Raw genomic sequence first — 14,884 nt, 5'->3', positions numbered from 1 at the left:
GGGGCAGGCCGATGGTCCGGGCGCCGTCCGCACCCACGGGGCGCGACGACGGCGATGGTGCCGGTGGCGCCGCCGCGGTTCGCACCCACGCGGCGCAGGGGCGCTTACGGTGGCCGACCGGCGCCTTCAGTGTGGACGGCGTGACTCGCCCTGCATCGGCCATTGTGGACGGTGCGGTCCGCCCGCACTGCTGCGACACCAGCCAGCCCTGCGGCTGCCCGGCCGGGCAGTCAACTGGTCCGCTAAATGCTTTGCCGCACGGGCCGGCGATGCTGCACGATGTGGGCACAGCATCCCCGGTGCGCAGGCGACCGTTACTTCCAACCCAAGGTGGTTACGCGGGTTCGAATCCCGCCGCCGTCCACGGACGGTGTCGACCAGCGGCCAAGGTCACCAAGTCGGTCTCCGCCCTGATCTCGGGGCTGCTGTTAGGGTGCGTTGATGATCACTGCCCCGGCCGTGCTCGGCGCCTACCTGCCCGCGACGAGCTTCCCGTGGGCGGTCCCGCCCGGCCGGCTGACCCACCTGTTCTACGCCTTCGCCACAGTCGAGGACGGCCACCTCACGCTCCCACCCGGGGCCCCGGCCCACCTCGAAGCCCTTGCCACGCTGCGACAAGCCGGTGCTTCGATCGTACTGTCGGTCGGCGGCTGGGGAGCCGGAGGCTTCTCGGACGCGGCGCTGAGCGCACGTGCCCGGGCCGCGTTCGCCGACGAGCTCATGCCGCTGGCCGCCGCCTTCGACGGCGTGGACCTGGACTGGGAGTTCCCCGTCTCGGGCGGCCCGGCGGAGCTGGTCCACCGCCCCGAGGACCGCCGCAACGCGACGCTGCTGGCCCGCGAGCTGCGCGACCGCCTCGGCCCGGACCGCCTGCTGACCGCCGCCCTGCCCGCGGGTCGCCTGCAGTCCAACGGCCCGTACGACCCGGCGGAGAGCTACGAACTCGCCGAGCTCGCCACGCTTCTCGACTTCGTCAACCTGATGACGTACGACTTCGGCACCGGCTTCTCACCGGTCGCCACCTTCAACGCCCCGCTGACCGAGGTCGCCGACGACCCGATGCCCGCCCCGCTGCGCCGCTGGAACAACGTCGAGGGCGCGGTGGCGTACTACGAGCAGCGAGGCGTCCCGCGCGACAAGCTGGTCCTGGGCGTCCCGTTCTACGCCCGCGGCTTCGTGGTCGCGTCACCCGGCACCCGGGCCGGCCTCTACCAGCCCCAGATCGGCACCACCGACACCTACGACTGGCGAGACGTCAGACGCACCCTGCTCCCCGACCCGGCCTGGCAGCGCCACCACCACCCGGTGGCCCGCTCACCGTGGCTGTACAACGAGCACACCAGCACGTTCGTCAGCTACGAGGACGCGGAGTCGATAGCCGAGCGGGCCCGCTTCGCCGCCGACCGATCCCTGCGCGGCGTCTTCACCTGGCACCTGTCCGGCGACGACGACGAACACTCCCTCCTGACCGCCATGACGGCCCCGTTCACCACCGCCTGACCGCCAGCCACCGCCTGACCGGCAGCTACCGCCTGACCGGCAGCTACCGCCTGACCGGCAGCTACCGCCTGACCGGCAGCCACCGCCTGACCGGCAGCCACCGCCTGACCGGCAGCCACCGCCTGATCGGCGGCTGGCGTCCGACCGGCGGCTGGCGCCCGGCCGCAGTCGACGCCCGACCGCAGGCGCCGGCAGGTGTCAGCTACGCACGTCGGCGTTGTCAGCGGCGGACGTCGGCGGGGCAGCGGCGCAGGTCGGCGGGGCAGCGGCGCAGGTCGGCGGGGCAGCGGCGCACGTCGGCGGGTCAGCGGCGCAGGGGCAGGCCCGCCCGCACCCAGGCTTCGACGCCGCCGGCCAGGTCGGTGGCGCGGTGCAGGCCCACACGGCGGAGGCTCTCGGCGGCCAGGCTGGAGCTGTAACCCTGGCGGCAGACCACGACGACCTCCACGTCATACGAGGTCGCCTCCGCGATGCGGTCGGGGCTTGCCGGGTCGAGGCGCCACTCGAGGACCGTGCGGTCGATGACCAGGGCGCCCGGGAGCTCGCCCGTCTCGGCGCGCTGGGTCTCGGTGCGGGTGTCGACGATCAGGGCACCGCGGCGGCGGGCCGCGTCGGCCTCCTGCGGGGCGTACCGCCGCACGCCCTGCCGCGCCTGGGTGAGGACCCGGGCCACACCCCTGTCGCTGTACTCGTTCACCCCTCGATTCTGCACGTGATCACGATCTTCGCGCGCGCGTGCTCGGTCTCCAGGTGGGTGATCGCCGCCGCGGCCCGGTGCAGCGGGTACGTGCGCTCGATGACCGGCCTGACGTGGCCCGCCTCGACGTACTCGCGGAGGGTGTCGAGCCGCTCACGGTCCGGCGCGGCGGCGAGCAGCACGATGCGCTGGCGCACGAGGCGGCCGGTCAGCAGCCCGACGATGACCAGCCCCATCGGCCCGACCAGGCTGCCGCCCGTGTACACGCCGCCGCCCGCCAGGATCAGCACACCGGCCGGGGTGACCGCGCGGCGCAGCGCCGCCAGGGAACGGTTGGCCACCAGGTCGAAGACGACGTCGTAGCGCCGCCCCCCGCGCGTGAAGTCGTGGCGCGTGTAGTCGATGACCTCGTCGGCGCCGAAGCCCGTGACGAGCTCGAGGTTGCGGGTGCTGCACACGCCTGTGACGTGCAGACCCATGGCCTTGGCCAGCTGTACCGCGAACATGCCCACACCACCCGAGGCGCCGTTGACGAGCAGGCGCCCACCGGGCTGAGCCGCGGCCAGGTCGCGCAGCCCACCGAGGGCCGTCACGCCGGCCAGGGGCAGCGCCGCGGCCTCCTCGAACGTCAGCCCGGCCGGCTTGCGGGCGACGGTGCCCGACTTGGCACAGACGTACTCGGCGAAGGCGCCCGCACTCGTGCCGTACACCTCATCACCGGGTGAGAGATCCTCGACCGCACTACCGGCCGACTCGACGACGCCGGCGAAGTCGCGCCCGGGGATCGACTGCTTCGGCCCGCGCAGCCCGAACCCCGCCACGGTCAGCCGAGCCAGCTTCGGATCGCCCCGCAGCATGTGCCAGTCGGCCGCGTTGACACCGGCGGCGTGGACGCGCACCAGCACCTCGTCGGCGGCCGGGACGGGCGTGGCCACTTCCGCATATCGCAGCACACTCGGCGGCCCGTACCGCTCCTGCACTATCGCCTTCATACCGTCGATCGTCGCCGCTGCCGCCGCCCGGGTCATCGGTACGCAGACCGGTCATCACCCCGGTCATTGGTGCGAGCCGATCACCGTGCTTTCGGCCGATCCGCCCGCGCCGATCCGCCCCGCCGGGCGTACCGCAGACGCAACACCCACGCCGGCCCCGCCTCCCCATGCCCCGTCACCCCGTGCACCGCCTTTCCGTGCAGCGCCGCGCCGGCACAGTGCTCGCGGACCGGCCGGGGCGGCGCGTCCGCTCATTTCAGGGTTCCGACGACGGTCACAAACCCCAACCTGCACCCGGCATCCTGGCCCGCCGCCCCGACCACCGCGAACCACTCCACGCCGATTGCCAAGCCGATGAGAGTCTGCGGCCGACCGGGCCGCGTGGACCGTGCCGAGGACCAGCGGATGCCAAGCGAGGACCGCAGCCGCTGGCCCACCGGCCCCATCACCGGACTGGTCCAGCGCCACGAATGCCGTCACAGCCAGACCGAACGCATCAAGCCGACGCCCGCAGCCGCGTGGAGGCTCCGGCACCAGGTGTCAATATCGACGACTGTCCGGCACAGGCGTCGACGTTGACGACTGTCCCGCAGCACCGTCGACGTCGACGATTGTCCAGCGCCACGCGGCGACGTCGACGTCTGTCCCGCAATAGCGTCGACGTCGACGGCTGTTCGGCACTACGCGTCAACGTCGACAGTTGTCCCGCAGCGCCGTCAACGTCGACGGCTGTTCGGCACCGGGCGTCGACGTCGACAGCTGTCCCGCAGCACCCGTCTACGTCGGACGTCAGCGGAGGGTCAGCGGGAGGCGGGCGGGTGGGGGGAGTGGAGTTGGGACGGGGTGGGCGTGGAAGGACTGGAGCATGAGCGCGGCCAGGCGGCGGGAGGCGGCGGTGCGGGCGGCCTGGGAGTCGGCCTGGATGCCGTCGTTGGCCATCAAGGCCAGGACGAGATCCTCCAGCACAAAGTCGGAGCGCAGGGCGCCGGCGGACTTCGCGCGGTGGATCAACCGCAGCAGCATCTGCATCGTGCGATCGCGGTCGGCCGTGAAGTAGGGCAACGATGTGAAGGCGCGAGCGAACCCGCGGTCCAGCGCGTGCACCTCCATCAGGCGCTCGAGCACCAGGCAGAATCCGCGCCACGGGTCGTGGGCGGCCAGGCCCTCGGCCACGATCGTGGAGCACAGCTCCAGCGGCGCGGCGAACGCGGCTGCGAACAGGGCTTCCTTCGTCGGGAAGTGGCGGTAGACGGTCGCCGGTCCGACCTCGGCGCGGCGGGCGATCTCCCGGATCGGCACGTCCAGACCGTCGGCGGCGAACGCGGCGCGGGCGACCGCCAGGATGCGGGTCCGGTTGTCGCGGGCGTCGGAGCGCCCCGGTTGCCTCACTTCGGCCGTCACCGCTCTCATTTTAGCCAACCGGACGGGGTGTTCCGTTACGTTCCGGCGGCATGAGAGCTGTGCAGTTCACCGAGTACGGGCCGCCGAGTGTCGTCCATGTCGACGACATTCCTGAGCCGCATGCGGGGCCGGGGGAGATCCGTATCGCCGTGCGGGCGTCCGGGTTCTCGCCGGGGGAGACGATCGTCCGGTCCGGGCGTCTGCAGGGTGTCATCGCGACTCCGCTGCCGTACCGCACCGGCTTCGACGCCGCCGGTGTGGTGGACGAGATCGGTGCCGGGGTCACCGGGGCGGCGATCGGCGACGCGGTGTTCGGGATGACCGCGATGAGCCGGCGCGGTGCCAACGCCGACTTCGCCGTCCTCGTCGCCTGGGCACCGAAGCCGGCCGCGTGGAACTGGGCCGAGGCCGGTGGCGCGACCGGGCCGCTCGAGACCAGCGCCCGCGTCCTGGACCGGCTGGCCCTCGGGCCCGGCCGGACGCTGCTGATCAACGGGGCCGCCGGTGGCACCGGCGCGGTCGCCGTCCAGGTGGCCCGAGCGCGCGGCCTGCGCGTCATCGGCACCGCGAGCGAGGCCAACCACGACTTCCTGCGCTCCCTCGGCGCCGAACCCACCACGTACGGCGAAGGGCTGCCCGACCGCGTCAAGCACGCCGACGGCGTCTTCGACTGTTTCGGCGGCGCGCTGCCGGACCTGATCGCCATCGCCGGGGACCCGGCGAAGGTGGTGACGATCGCCGACTTCGCCGCGGCCGAGCACGGCGTGCACATGTCCAGCGGCTTCAGCGACCCGCTCGCGGTCCACGGCCTGCTCCACACCGACCTGCGCATTCCCGTCGCGGCGACGTTCGCGCTGGAGGAGGCCGCCGCCGCGCACGAGCTGAGCGAGACCCGCCACGGACGGGGCCGCATCGTGTACCTGCACTGAGCCGGCGACGCGAGCACTGAAAGTTTCGCCGGCGGGCTGCGGCGACCGGCGAATACTGCGACCAACGATTGACCTCCTTCATCGGGTCTGGCAACTATCGGTCTCGATTGCCGAAAGTTTCCAGGCATATCACCCGAATGGGAGGAACTATGCGAAGGCTCCCTGCGCTGACCGGGGCGGTGCTGCTCGCCGCCACGGGCCTCACCGCCCTGGTCGTGCCGTCCGCGGCCGCCGCCGCCGCCACGGCCGCGACGGTGTCGGTCGATGCCGGGCAGACGCTGCGCACCATCGACGGCGCCGGTGTCGGCATGAACGTCGCGGTCTGGGACGGGCGCATGAACGACGCGTCGACGTCCACGCAGCTGTCCGGGGCGGGCATCACGGCCGTCCGGTACCCCGGGGGCAGCTACAGCGACGGCTACCACTGGCAGACGCACACGGTCGAGGGCGGCGGCTACGTCGCGCCCAACACCGAGTTCGACCCGTTCGTGGCCATGGTCAAGGCGGCCGGTGCCACCCCCATCATCACCGCGAACTACGGGTCCGGCACGCCCCAGGAGGCGGCGGACTGGGTGCGCTATGCGAACGTCACCAAGGGTTACGGCATCAAATACTGGGAGATCGGCAACGAGCTGTACGGCAACGGCCTCTACGGCGCGAACTGGGAGATCGACAAGCACGACAGCAAGACCGCGACCACGTACGCGACGAACGTGCTGCAGTTCGTGACCGCGATGAAGGCCGTCGACCCGACCATCAAGATCGGTGCGGTGCTGACCACGCCCGGCAACTGGCCGGACGGGATCGTCGGGCCCGGCGACACCAAGGACTGGAACCACACCGTGCTGTCGATCGCCGGATCGAAGATCGACTTCGGGATCGTGCACCACTACCCGTACAGCACGAGCGAAGCGGAGATGCTCACCAAGCCGCAGGCCGACATCCCGGCGATGATGAGCGCCCTCAGGACGATCCAGCCGAACCTCGCCATCGCGGTCACCGAGGCCAACTCGCAGTACGCGCTCAACACGTCACCCTCCGGCCTGTACACGCCCGACATGTATCTGACCTGGATGGAGCAGGGCGCGTTCAACGTCGACTGGTGGGATCTGCGCAACGGCACCGACTGCAGCAAGGTGACGACGATCCAGGGCGCCACCGACTACAACGACGGCGGCATGCTCTCCAGCGGCGCGTCCTGTGAGCCGCCCGCGAACACACCGTTCCCGTCGTACTACGGCCTGCAGATGCTCGGCCGGCTCGGCGGCCCCGGCGACCAGCTCCTCAAGACGACATCGTCGACCGCGATGCTGTCGACGCACGCCGTCAAGAAGGCCAACGGCGACGTCAGTGTCATGCTCATCAACAAGGACCCGAACAACGCCGTCACCGTCAACCTGGCCTACAGCGGCTTCACGCCGGCGGCCGGCCCGCCGACCGTCTTCTCGTACCTGAAGAACGCGTCGGCGATCGGCACGGCGACGACCGGGTCCGCGTCCGCGCAGACCGTTGCGGCGTACTCCATCGCCGTCGTCACCCTCCACAAGGCGACGACCACGTCGCCGAGCCCGAGCCGCAGCAGCGCGTCGCCGGGCGCGAGCCCGAGCCGGAGCGGCAGCACGTCTCCGAGCGCCGGCCCGAGCCGGAGCGGCAGCGGATCGCCGAGCGCCCCGCAGGGCACGTGCAAGGTGACCTACACGAAGCAGGAGTGGCAGGGCGGCCTGGTCGGCACGGTGACGGTCGCCAACACGGGCCCGGCCGCCATCAACGGCTGGACGCTCACGTGGACGTTCCCGGGCGACACGACCGTCGGGACGGCGTGGAACGCGACGGTCACTCAGAGTGGCAAGGCGGCCACCGCCGTCAACGCCTCCTACAACGCCGCCATCCCGGCCGGCGGCAGCACCTCGTTCGGCTTCCAGGGCGGCTGGACGGCCAGCGACGCCAGCCCGACGGCGTTCGCCCTCAACGGCTCGGCCTGCTCGGTGGTCACTGCATGAACGCCGGACTGTCCCGGCGGCGGCTCCTCGCGGCCGCCGGCGCGGCGCTCGCCACCCCGGCCCTCCTCGCGGCCTGCGGAGACGCGCCCACGAACAGCGGCCCGGGCACGACCGGTGCGGACGACCTGAAGAAGGCGTTACCCGACTACATCCCCAGCCGGGCCGTCACCGCCGACATACCGTCCGTGACCGGCGCCGGTGGGGCCGCGTCCGACTCCGCGTTCCTGAGCTACCCCAAGGACCCGGTGGCGACGGTCGGCGGCACTCCCGGTAAGGGCGGCACCTATGTGACCCGGACTCCCCTGTGGGGCTCGATCCCGCCGTCCAGCGGCAACGCCTACTACGACGCCGTGAACAAGGCGCTCGGCGCCACACTGAAGCTCCAGCCGAGCGACGGCAACACGTACGTCGACTCCATTCCCGCGCTGTTCGCCTCCGGCAACCTGCCCGACTGGCTGCAGATCCCCGGCTGGGCCAACGCGAAGCTGAACCTCGGCGCCGCGCTTGACCGGTTCGCCGATCTGACGCCGTATCTGTCCGGCGGCAACGTCGCCAGGTATCCGAACCTGGCCGCCATTGCGTCCGCCGCATGGCAGGCCGGAGTCTGGAACGGCAAACTGTACGGCCTGCCGTGCTTCCCGTCCGCCGGCGGATTCGGCGGATACATCTTCTACCGCAAGGACCTCCTCGACGCCGCCGGCGCCGGCCCGGAGCTGCGGCACATCGACGACCTTTTCGCACTCGGCGCCAAACTGACCGACACCGGCGCGGGGCGATGGGCCTTCGACGACCTCTGGCCCTATTTGAAATTCCCCTTCGGTTTGTACGGCAAGTGGTCAGCGGACGCGAGCGGCAAACTCGTGAACCAGTACGAGACCGAAGCCATGCTGGAGGCGCTGAACTTCGCCGCGAAAATCGCCAAGTCCGGCTACGTGCACCCGGACGCGCTCGCCAACAACACCCAGCAGGGCCGGCAGCGATTCTGGAGCGGCAAGGTAGCCGTCCAGGGCGGGGGGACCGGCGGCTGGGACGGTGACGATGCCAAGGGCGGATTGGCGGCCGATGCGCAGTACAACCGCCAGGCTTTCAAGGTTTTCTCGGCCTCGGGCGGCACCGCCGGCATCGAACTCAGCCCGGGTGCCGGCTGGTTCAGCTACCTCAACAAGAAACTGTCCGACGCGCAGATCCGCGAATGCCTGGCCATTGCCGACTATCTGGCCGCCCCGTACGGCTCCAAGGAGTACCTGCTGGTGAACTTCGGCGCCGAAAGCGTCGACTTCACCATGACCGGCGGCAATCCGGTGCTCACCGGCAAGGGGCAGCAGGAGGTGGCCCAGGGCTACCAGTTCCTGGTCAGCCCGCCCGCCGTCACCCTCGTCAAGAACGGCCTCACCCAGGTCGTGAAGGACTTCGCGGCGTGGCAGGCGGACGCCGTCAAACACGCCGTCCGGCCGTTGTTCTACGGGATGAACATCGCCGAACCGGCGCAGTACGCATCGATCGAGCAGCAGGTCGAGGACACCATCAAGGACGTGCGGTTCGGCCGCAAACCGATCGGCGCATTCAAGTCCAGTGTGGACACCTGGCGCAAGCAGGGCGGCGACCAGCTGCGCCGGTTCTACGACGACATCCGCGGCAAATACGGCACGGGGCAATGAAGAAAGCGCGCCGCGACTGGCCGCTGGTGCTCATGACGCTGCCGGCCGTCGGGCTGCTCCTCGTGTTCGCATACACGCCGATGCTCGGCACCGTCATGGCGTTTCAGCAGTACAGCGTCTACACGGGCTTCATGCACAGCCCGTGGGTCGCGACGGCGAACTTCGAAGTCCTGCTCGGCGACCCGCTGTTCTGGTCGGCGGTGCGCAACACCCTGGTCATCAGCGCGGTCCAGCTGGTGCTGTACTTCCCGATTCCCATCGCCCTGGCGATCCTGCTGCACTCGATTCTCAATCCGAGCATCCGCGCGTTCATCCAGTCGGTCGTCTACCTGCCGCACTTCTTCTCGTGGGTGCTCGTCGTCACCATCTTCCAGCAGATGCTCGGCGGCGCGGGCGTGCTCAACGCATTCCTGCGCCGCCACGACCTGCGCACCTGGGACGTGATGACCGACCCTGACACATTCAAGCTCCTCGTCACCGCGCAGGCGGTCTGGAAGGAGGCCGGCTGGGGCATCATCGTGTTCCTGGCCGCGCTCGCCGCGATCGACCCGCAGCTGTACGAGGCGGCCGCGGCCGACGGGGCCGGGCGGTGGCGGCGGCTGTGGCACATCACGCTGCCTGGGTTACGCAGTGTCATCGTGCTGATGCTCGTCCTGCGGCTCGGCAACGCCCTCACCGTCGGGTTCGAGCAGATGCTGATCCAGCGGGACATGGTAGGCCGGGACGCGGCCGAGGTGCTCGACACGTTCGCGTACTACTACGGCGTCGTCAACAACAACTTCAGCTACGGCGCGGCGGCCGGGCTGTTCAAGGGCGTGCTGTCGCTGATGCTGATCCTGGCCGCGAACCGCCTCGCGCACGCCTTCGGCGAAGACGGGCTGTATCGGCGATGACGAGACCGATCTGGCAGGAGCCACCGACGGTGGCCGGGCGGGCCGGCAAGGGCGCGGTGCTGACCGTCGTGCTGCTCGTGCTCGCCGTCCCCCTGTACTCCGTCGTGCTCACCAGCCTGTCCGACCAGGCGGCGATCAACCGGGCCGGCGGCATGGTCCTGCTGCCCGACAACCTGACGTTGCAGTCCTACCGGCAGATCTTCGCCAACGCGCTGATCATGCACTCGCTGGTGATTTCCGTCGTCATCACGCTCGTCGGCACATTGTTGTCGATGTTGACGACTGTCATGTGCGCGTACGGGCTGTCGCGCCGCGGCTCGTTCGCCCACCGCACCCTGCTGATGACGCTGATCGTCACGATGTTCTTCGGCGGCGGCATCATCCCCACGTTCATCGTCGTGTCGGCGCTCGGCGGCTACGACAACTACTGGTCGCTGATCCTGCCCAGCGCCGTCTCCGTGTTCAACATCATCGTGATGCGCGGCTTCTTCATGAACACCGCGCCGGACCTCATCGACTCGGCCCGCCTCGACGGCGCGAACGAGTGGCGGGTGCTGTGGTCGGTCGTGGTGCCGGTTTCGAAACCCGTCGTCGCCGTCATCACGCTGTTCTACGCGGTCGGCTACTGGAATTCTTTCTTCAATGCGCTGCTGTATCTCCCCGACAACGGTACGTGGCCGCTGCAGATGATCGTGTACACCTACACCCTGCTCGGCAGCCCGACCCCGGGCACCGGAATCACCAGCGGCCAGCTCGCCGGCCACCAGGCCCTGGCCCCGCTGTCGATCCAGATGGCGGTGGTGACCCTGACCCTGATCCCGATCCTCCTCGTGTACCCGTTCGTCCAGCGCCACTTCGTCAAGGGCATGCTGATCGGAGCAATCAAAGGATGACGTCGCCCACCAACCCCGTCCTGCCCGGCTTCCACCCCGACCCGAGCGTCTGCCGCGTGGGGGAGGACTACTACCTGGCCTGCTCCAGCTTCGAGTACTTCCCCGGCATCCCGCTCCTGCACAGCCGGGACCTGGTGCACTGGACGCAGATCGGCAACGTCCTCGACCGGCCGGGCCAGCTGCACCTGCCGCCCGGCACCCCTGCCTCGGGCGGTGTCTACGCGCCTACTCTGCGGTACCATGGCGGGCGTTTCTGGCTTATTGTCACGAATGTCAGCGGTGGCGGAAACTTCATCGTCACCACGACCGATCCGGCCGGCCCCTGGTCCGATCCGCTCCCGCTGCCCGGCGTCCACGGCATCGACCCGGACCTGGCCTGGGACGACGAGGACGGCACCTGCTACTGCACGACCGCCGGCGTCAACCAGGTGCGCCTCGACCCGGAGACCGGCCGGACCTTCGGCGAGCCGTACCCGATCTGGTCCGGGTCGCCCGGAGCCAAAGCCCCGGAGGCGCCGCATCTGTACCGCATCCGCGACCACTGGTATCTCCTGCTCGCGGAGGGCGGCACGGAGCGTGGCCATGCGGTGTCCGTCGCCCGCGGCCCGACACCGGCCGGGCCGTTCGACCCGTGCCCGCGCAACCCGATCGTCACGCACCGTGGCACCGACCACCCGATCCAGAACACCGGCCACGCCGACCTGGTCCAGGCCCCGGACGGCTCGTGGTGGATGGTGCTGCTCGGCGTGCGCCCGGGCGGCGGCACCCCCGGCTGGCACGTCCTCGGCCGCGAGACGTTCCTGGCCCCGGTCCGGTGGGACGACGACGGCTGGCCGGTGGTCGGCGAGGTGCCTGTCGAACTGCCGCCACTGCCCTGGCCGCTGTACCCGGCCGCCGAACCCCCGGTCCGCGACGACTTCGACGCCGCCGAGCTGGACCCGCGCTGGATCTCACCGCGGGGCCGGACCGTCGACCAGGTCACGAACAAGGTCCGCCCGGGCTGGCTGACGCTCCGCTCGATTTTCGTCGGCCGGCGTCAGCAGCATCGATCATGCCGGGTCCGGACGAAAATCGACGCCGCCGCGGGCACCGGCGGCCTCGCCGTCCGCCTCGACGACCGGCACCGGTACTCGATCGAGGCGTCCGAGGGCGCCGTCGCCGTCCACGCGGTCGTCGGCACGCTGCGCACCGTGGTCGAGAAGATGGCCGTCCAGCCCGGCCCGGTCGTGCTGCGCATCGACATCGCCGAGACGGCCGGCGACTGGGACCCCCTCGCCGGCCCGGACAGCCTCACGCTCGGCATCGAGTTCTTCGACGGCACCTTCTGCGCCCTGGCCACCCTCGAAGGGCGCTATCTGTCGACGGAGGTGGCCGGCGGGTTCACCGGCCGGGTCATCGGGCTGTACGCGACGCAGGGCACCGTGCACGCCGATTGGTTCGACTATGAGCCGCTATCCTGACCGGATGGACGCAGGTGACGCTTCGACGCCGGTCACCATCGCGTACATCGCCGAGTCGGCCGGCGTCTCGGTCCCGACGGTCTCGAAGGTCATCAACGGCCGATCCGGGGTGGCCGCCGAGACCCGGGCCCGGGTCGAGGCGCTCATCAGCGAGTACGGCTACCGCAAGCCGACCCCGCCGAACCGCACCGACCTGATGGAGCTGGTCTTCGAGCGTCTCGAGCACATGTGGGGCACCGAGATCATCCACGGCGTCCAGCGGGTCGCCCGCAAGCACCACGTCGGCGTGGTGCTGTCGGAGTTCGGGCCGCAGGGCAGCGCCATCCGATACTGGATCGACAGCGCCCTGGAGCGGCGTCCCGCCTGCGTCGTCACCGTCGCCCAGCTCAACCAGGAGCAGCGCGACCAGCTGCGGGCCCGCGGCATCCCGTTCGTCGTCTTCGACCCGACGCGCGAGCTGCCCGACGACGTCCCGTTCGTCGGCGCCACGAACTGGTCCGGCGGCCGGGCCGCGACCCGGCACCTGGCCGGGCTCGGCCACCGGCGGATCGCGATGGTCGGCGGCCCCGACGGCGTCCTGTACTGCCGGGCCCGTCTGGACGGCTACCGCTCGGCCCTCGACGCGGCCGGCCTGCCGTACGACGCCGCGGTGGTCGCCGCGGCCGAGCTCACCGTGGACGGCGGCCACGCGGCCGCCGCCGGCCTGCTGCGCCGCCCCGACCGCCCGACCGCCGTCTTCACCGCCAACGACCTGCAGGCCGTCGGCGTCTACAAGGCCGCCCGCGACCTCGGCCTGCGCATCCCGGCCGACCTGAGCGTCGTCGGCTTCGACGACCTGGCGGTGGCCACCCTCGTCGACCCGCCCCTGACCACGATCCACCAGCCGCTCGTCGAGATGGCCGCCGCGGCGACGGAGATGGCCCTGGCGCTGGGCCGCGGCGAACGCCCGCCCCAGCTCGGCGTCGAGCTGGCCACCTCCCTGAAGGTCCGCGAGAGCACCGCACCGCCTCCCGCCTGAACCGCACACCCGCGCCCGGCGTGCGGTCCGGGCCGGCCCGGGCCTGCGCGCGCTCACCGGGGCCGGCTGCGCAGAAGCGGGTGGCCCCCGCCCCGGTCGATCGCCCCAGGCGCACGGTCTGCCCCGGAGCCCTGGTCCGCGGCCGGCGTGCGGTCCACGCCGGCTCGGCCCTGCGCGCGCACTCAGCGGCCGGCGGCGCACCCGCGGGCGCTGGCGCTCCGGGCCGACCGTCCGCGCGCAGCCGCGGGCCGACCGTCCGCGCGCGGCCGCGGCCCGTCGGCGTGGCGGCTCCGGGTGGCGGTGCCGCACGGCGGTGCGCGCTGACGGCCGCAGCGAACGGGGTCGTGGGCCGGTGGGCGGTCAGGGCGAGACGAGCCAGGCCCGCACGGTCAGCACGGCGTCGGCGAAGGCGGCCGGTGCCTCCTGCGGCAGGTTGTGGCCGGCGTCGACCAGCCGGTGCTCGTGCCGGGCGGTGAACATGGGGGCGTGGTCGGCGGTGCCACCCGGCTTCAAGGTGTCCGTGGCGCCGTCGAGCGTCACCGCCGGGACGGTGATCGGCGGGCGGGCGGCCAGCCGGGCCTCGAGGTCGTCGTACGCGGGATCGCCCTCGGCCTGGCCCAGCGCGTGGCGGTAGGCGTGGATGACGACGTCGACGAAGTCGGGGTTGTCGAACGACGCGGCGGTCCGGGCGAATGTCGCGTCGTCGAAGTCCCACCGCGGCGACCACTGCCGCCACAGCATCCGGCACAGGGCCCGGCGGTGCGCGGTGAGGCTCTCGCGGCCACGTTCGGTCTGGAACAGGTGCTGGTACCACACGGCGTGCTCGACGGCCGGGTCGAAGCCGTGCCGCTGCCGATCGATGTCGATGATGTCATACCCGGCCATCGACACCAGGCCGGCCACCCGTCGCGGCCACAGCGCGGCCGCGACGCAGGAGGCCAGGCCGCCCCAGTCGTACCCGGCGATGATCGGCCCGTCCAGCCGCAGGGCGTCGGCGAGCGCGATCAGGTCCGATCCGAGCGCCGCCTGCTGCCCGCTGCGGACGGTGCCGGCGGCGCGGAACCGGGTCGGGCCGAAGCCGCGCAGGTACGGGCGGATCACCCGGGCGCCGTGGTCCGTCAGGGCCGGAACGACCCCGTCGAAGGCGTGCACGTCGTAGGGGAAGCCGTGCGACAGGACGACGGGCCAGCCGTCCGCCGGGCCGTCCTGCCGGTAGGCGATCGACAGCGGGCCGGCATCGACATGATCCATGTCATCACCCTACGAACCGTGAGCGCCGGCCCGCATCCGAACCCCATGACCGCGCCGCCAGCGCCCCTGGAGATGGAGCCTAGTTTCCTAGGACGGCCTACGCGGTGTGAGCCGAGCGTGGTCTCGATCAGCGGCGGTCGTGGAAATCGGTCGGTGGTGGACGGGTGAGCGATTCCGGCGGTTGTGCTGGTC

The 14,884-nt window shown here is 71.3% G+C and carries 12 protein-coding genes; 8 read left to right on the top strand and 4 right to left on the bottom strand.

The features are described from left to right. The first annotated feature begins 441 nt into the window (after positions 1-441). On the top strand, positions 442-1,500 hold the full coding sequence (locus tag Dvina_RS30075) for a glycoside hydrolase family 18 protein (protein WP_223092696.1): 1,059 nt from the start codon (positions 442-444) through the stop codon (positions 1,498-1,500). A 304-nt stretch (positions 1,501-1,804) separates the two neighbouring features. Here the strand turns inward: Dvina_RS30075 and Dvina_RS30070 are convergent, their stop codons facing one another. From Dvina_RS30070 to Dvina_RS30060, 3 genes are all read right to left on the bottom strand, one after another. Then, complete coding sequence (locus Dvina_RS30070; protein WP_223092695.1) at positions 1,805-2,197, bottom strand: rhodanese-like domain-containing protein; 393 nt, start codon at positions 2,195-2,197, stop codon at positions 1,805-1,807. Beyond that, a complete protein-coding gene (locus Dvina_RS30065) occupies positions 2,194-3,189 on the bottom strand; it encodes an NAD(P)-dependent alcohol dehydrogenase (protein WP_223092694.1) in 996 nt (331 codons plus the stop codon). The genes Dvina_RS30070 and Dvina_RS30065 overlap by 4 nt, the downstream gene beginning before the upstream one ends. Before the next feature lie 789 nt (positions 3,190-3,978). Next, the gene (locus Dvina_RS30060) at positions 3,979-4,590 is read right to left on the bottom strand and encodes a TetR/AcrR family transcriptional regulator (protein ID WP_425516464.1); all 612 of its coding nucleotides are present in this window, start codon (positions 4,588-4,590) and stop codon (positions 3,979-3,981) included. A 50-nt stretch (positions 4,591-4,640) separates the two neighbouring features. Here Dvina_RS30060 and Dvina_RS30055 point away from each other — a divergent pair, with 50 nt between their 5' ends. The 7 genes from Dvina_RS30055 (at position 4,641) to Dvina_RS30025 (ending at position 13,441) form a co-directional block, all read left to right on the top strand. Then, positions 4,641-5,519, top strand: a complete 879-nt coding sequence (locus Dvina_RS30055) for an NADP-dependent oxidoreductase (protein WP_223092692.1) — start codon at positions 4,641-4,643, stop codon at positions 5,517-5,519. A 149-nt stretch (positions 5,520-5,668) separates the two neighbouring features. Then, positions 5,669-7,519: a cellulose binding domain-containing protein gene (locus Dvina_RS30050; protein WP_223092691.1), complete on the top strand. Its 1,851-nt coding sequence runs from the start codon at positions 5,669-5,671 to the stop codon at positions 7,517-7,519. Then, a complete protein-coding gene (locus tag Dvina_RS30045; protein WP_223092690.1) occupies positions 7,516-9,177 on the top strand; it encodes an extracellular solute-binding protein in 1,662 nt (553 codons plus the stop codon). Before Dvina_RS30050 ends, Dvina_RS30045 begins: the two co-directional genes overlap by 4 nt. Continuing rightward, positions 9,174-10,070 carry an ABC transporter permease gene (locus Dvina_RS30040; protein ID WP_223092689.1) on the top strand — a complete coding sequence of 299 codons (897 nt, stop codon included), beginning with the start codon at positions 9,174-9,176 and terminating at the stop codon, positions 10,068-10,070. The genes Dvina_RS30045 and Dvina_RS30040 overlap by 4 nt, the downstream gene beginning before the upstream one ends. Next, positions 10,067-10,963 carry a carbohydrate ABC transporter permease gene (locus tag Dvina_RS30035; protein ID WP_223092688.1) on the top strand — a complete coding sequence of 299 codons (897 nt, stop codon included), beginning with the start codon at positions 10,067-10,069 and terminating at the stop codon, positions 10,961-10,963. The genes Dvina_RS30040 and Dvina_RS30035 overlap by 4 nt, the downstream gene beginning before the upstream one ends. Then, a complete protein-coding gene (locus Dvina_RS30030) occupies positions 10,960-12,423 on the top strand; it encodes a glycoside hydrolase family 43 protein (RefSeq protein WP_223092687.1) in 1,464 nt (487 codons plus the stop codon). The genes Dvina_RS30035 and Dvina_RS30030 overlap by 4 nt, the downstream gene beginning before the upstream one ends. Before the next feature lie 4 nt (positions 12,424-12,427). Then, positions 12,428-13,441 carry a LacI family DNA-binding transcriptional regulator gene (locus Dvina_RS30025; RefSeq protein ID WP_223092686.1) on the top strand — a complete coding sequence of 338 codons (1,014 nt, stop codon included), beginning with the start codon at positions 12,428-12,430 and terminating at the stop codon, positions 13,439-13,441. Between the two features lie 360 nt (positions 13,442-13,801). Here Dvina_RS30025 and Dvina_RS30020 read toward each other — a convergent pair whose 3' ends face one another. Next, entirely contained in the window at positions 13,802-14,692 is an 891-nt protein-coding gene (locus Dvina_RS30020; RefSeq protein WP_223092685.1) for an alpha/beta fold hydrolase, read from the bottom strand. Positions 14,693-14,884 lie beyond the last annotated feature (192 nt).

This window comes from Dactylosporangium vinaceum, from assembly GCF_019904175.1.
Lineage (GTDB): Bacteria > Actinomycetota > Actinomycetes > Mycobacteriales > Micromonosporaceae > Dactylosporangium > Dactylosporangium vinaceum.
Note: the sequence above shows the minus strand (reverse complement) of the source record. Positions and strands in the feature narration are given on the sequence as shown.

Coding starts and splice junctions, on each gene's coding strand:
- Dvina_RS30075 (WP_223092696.1), top strand. CDS start 442: ATGATCACTGCCCCGGCCGTGCTCGGCGCCTACCTGCCCGCGACGAGC.
- Dvina_RS30065 (WP_223092694.1), bottom strand. CDS start 3,189: ATGAAGGCGATAGTGCAGGAGCGGTACGGGCCGCCGAGTGTGCTGCGA.
- Dvina_RS30055 (WP_223092692.1), top strand. CDS start 4,641: ATGAGAGCTGTGCAGTTCACCGAGTACGGGCCGCCGAGTGTCGTCCAT.
- Dvina_RS30050 (WP_223092691.1), top strand. CDS start 5,669: ATGCGAAGGCTCCCTGCGCTGACCGGGGCGGTGCTGCTCGCCGCCACG.
- Dvina_RS30045 (WP_223092690.1), top strand. CDS start 7,516: ATGAACGCCGGACTGTCCCGGCGGCGGCTCCTCGCGGCCGCCGGCGCG.
- Dvina_RS30040 (WP_223092689.1), top strand. CDS start 9,174: ATGAAGAAAGCGCGCCGCGACTGGCCGCTGGTGCTCATGACGCTGCCG.
- Dvina_RS30035 (WP_223092688.1), top strand. CDS start 10,067: ATGACGAGACCGATCTGGCAGGAGCCACCGACGGTGGCCGGGCGGGCC.
- Dvina_RS30030 (WP_223092687.1), top strand. CDS start 10,960: ATGACGTCGCCCACCAACCCCGTCCTGCCCGGCTTCCACCCCGACCCG.
- Dvina_RS30025 (WP_223092686.1), top strand. CDS start 12,428: ATGGACGCAGGTGACGCTTCGACGCCGGTCACCATCGCGTACATCGCC.
- Dvina_RS30020 (WP_223092685.1), bottom strand. CDS start 14,692: ATGGATCATGTCGATGCCGGCCCGCTGTCGATCGCCTACCGGCAGGAC.